At 77.5% G+C, this 2728-nt stretch carries 2 protein-coding genes; both read left to right on the top strand.

The window, feature by feature from the left end; all coding sequences use genetic code 11:
* Positions 1-806: hypothetical protein (locus MSIMFI_RS27265; RefSeq protein ID WP_191500034.1), on the top strand; the 806-nt coding region annotated here is incomplete at its 5' end.
* 249 nt (positions 807-1055) lie between these two features.
* Complete coding sequence (locus MSIMFI_RS27260) at positions 1056-2726, top strand: PE family protein (RefSeq protein ID WP_191500033.1); 1671 nt, start codon at positions 1056-1058, stop codon at positions 2724-2726.
* The last annotated feature ends 2 nt before the right edge of the window (positions 2727-2728 follow it).

Below are 2728 nucleotides of genomic sequence, written 5' to 3'. Positions count from 1 at the left end.
CCGGGGGGGGTGGCCGGGGCGGGGCGGGCGGCGCGGGCGGGAGGCCGGCGGGCGAGGCGGCCGGGGCGGGCGGCGGCGCCGCCGTGGCCACCGGCGCCGGCGGCAACGGCGGGTGGCTGAGCGGCAGCGGCGGGGCCGGCGGAAACGGCGGGACCGGCGGTAACGGCACCGCGACCAGCCTGGGGACTACCGCGGTGGGCTCTACCGGCGGCAACGGTGGCGACGGCGGGGCCGGCGGCGCGGCCGGGCTGCTTTCGGGCAATGGCGGTGCCGGTGGGAACGGCGGGACCGGCGGCTACGGCGGTAACTCCGGAAACATCTCCACGACGTCCAGCAAGGGCGGAACCGGCGGTAGCGGTGGTAATGGAGGCATCGGCGGCCGCGGCGGTTCGTTCTTTGGCAACGGCGGGGCCGGCGGCAGCGGCGCGACCGGCGGCAACGGCGGAAACGCGACCATGGGGACCATCACCGCCGTGGGCGGCAATGGCGGCGCCGGCGGTGTCGGCGCTGCCGGTGGGAGTGCCGGCCAGTTCGGCCATGGCGGTGGTGGCGGAACCGGCGGCACCGGCGGCGACGGCGGCACAGCCGCCAGCGGGTCTGGCACGACGACCCATGGCAACGGCGGCAAGGGTGGTGCCGGTGGGGTCGGCGCGAACGCCATCCTGATCGGCAACGGCGGCAATGGCGGCAACGGCGGATTCGGCGGGGGCGGCGGAACACCCGGCGCCGGCGGCACCGGCGGCGCCGGCGGCACCGGCGGGACATGGTCTGGCACTCCCGGAACCAACGGGAAGAACCGGCCCTAAACCGGCGAGCAGACGCGAAAGCCCCCGAAAGTACGTATTTTCGGGGGCTTTCGCGTCTGCTCGCCAGAACTGCGTCACCCGCATTCCACCGCGCCGTCGGACCCGGCGACCTCGGTGCGAGACACCACTCGCCAGCTCCATCGGCCTCCTCAATCTCGGCGACGGCATCATGACCCGCCGACCTGCGGGAAACGCGGACGCGGCGCCCCGCCGGGAGATAGGCTCCGCTGGTCGGACGGGAGGCAGGCCATGTCATTCGTGATCGCAAACTCGGAGATGCTGGCAGCGGCGGCAGCGGACCTGGCCGACATCAGATCGGCGATCGCCGCCGCCAGCACGGCCGCGGCCGGGCCGACGGTGCAACTCACCGCGGCGGCCTCCGATGAGGTATCACTGGCCATTTCGGCGCTGTTCGGCCAGCATGCGCAGGCCTTTCAGGCGGCCAACGCGCAGGCGACCGCATTTCATGCACAGTTCGTCCAAGCCTTGACCGGCGCCGGCAGCTCCTATGCCCTGGCCGAGGCCGCCGCCGCGACGCCGTTGCAAAGCCTGCTGGACGCCATCAATGCGCCCACCCAGCTGCTGCTAGGGCGCCCGCTGATCGGCGACGGCGCCAACGGCACCGCGACCAGCCCCAATGGCGGGGCCGGCGGGTTGTTGTATGGCAACGGCGGCAACGGCTTTTCCCAACCGGCGAACTCCGGCCTGTCCGGCGGCAGCGGCGGCTCTGCCGGACTGATCGGCAACGGCGGGGCCGGCGGTAGCGGCGGCACGGGTGTGGCGGGCGGCGGATCCGGCGGAAATGGCGGGGCAGGCGGCAACGGCGGGTGGCTGTACGGCAACGGCGGGGCAGGCGGCAACGGCGCCGCCGCCACGGGCGCCACCGGCGGTAGCGGCGGCATCGGCGGCACTGGCGGCAGCGCCGGGCTATGGGGTAATGGCGGGGCCGGTGGGAACGGCGCCGCGGCCGCCGCCGGCGCGGCGGCCACCGCCGGCAGTGGCCTCCCCGGCGGCAACGGCGGGGTCGGCGGCAATGGCGGGAATGGCGGCAGCGGCGGGCTGCTGTTCGGCAACGGTGGCGAAGGCGGCGACGGCGCCGCTGGTGGCGAGGGCGGTGCCGGCGGCACTTTGACCACCGGCGTCGGCGGCGCCGGCGGCGATGGCGGCAACGCTGGTAGCGGCGGGGCCGGCGGCCGCGGCGGATTACTGATTGGCGACGGCGGCCACGGCGGCGACGGCAGCACGGGTGGTGGCGGCGGCGACGGCGCCAAGGGCGGCGTCGGATTCAGCGGCGGCGACGGCGGTCTCGCCGGCACCGGCGGGACAGCCGGCGCCGGTGGCAACGGCGGATGGCTGCTCGGCAACGGCGGTGGTGGTGGCAACGGCAGCACGGGTGGCAGCGGCGGGATCGGCGGCCTCTCTGGCGGCGCCGGCGGCCAGAATGGAGTCAGTACCCCCGGCGGTATAGGCGGGGCAGGCGCGGCAGGCGGAAACGCGGGCTGGCTCAACGGCACCGCGGGCAACGGCGGCGCCGGGGGCAACGGCGGGTCGGGCGCCAACACTACGACCACAGCGGGCGGCGGCGCGGCCGGATCTGGTGGTCGCGCCGGGCTGTTCGGCACCGGCGGCACGGGAGGGGCCGGAGGCACCGGCGGGGCGAACGTCAACAGCGGCCCCGCCGGGAGCACGGGTGGTGCCGGGGGAGCCGGTGGAGCCGGCGGGTTGTTGTCCGGTAACGGCGGGGGCGGCGGGGGGGGGGGGGGGGGGGGGGGGGGGGGGGGGGGGGGGGGGGGGGGGGGGGGGGGCGGGGGGGGGGGGGGGGGGGGGGGGGGGGGGGGGCGGGGGGGGGGGGGGGGGGGGGGGGGGCGGCGGGGGGGGCGGCGGGCGCGGGGGGGCGGGGGGGGGGGGGGGGGGCTCTGACG

The sequence above is a fragment of the Mycobacterium simulans genome (assembly GCF_900232995.1).
Lineage (GTDB): Bacteria > Actinomycetota > Actinomycetes > Mycobacteriales > Mycobacteriaceae > Mycobacterium > Mycobacterium simulans.
The sequence above is the reverse complement of the archived record's forward strand: the minus strand, read 5'-3'. Positions and strand labels throughout refer to the sequence as shown.

Bases quoted from the DNA above. Each gene is read 5' to 3' on its own strand.
- MSIMFI_RS27260 (WP_191500033.1), top strand. From the start codon at position 1,056: ATGTCATTCGTGATCGCAAACTCGGAGATGCTGGCAGCGGCGGCAGCG.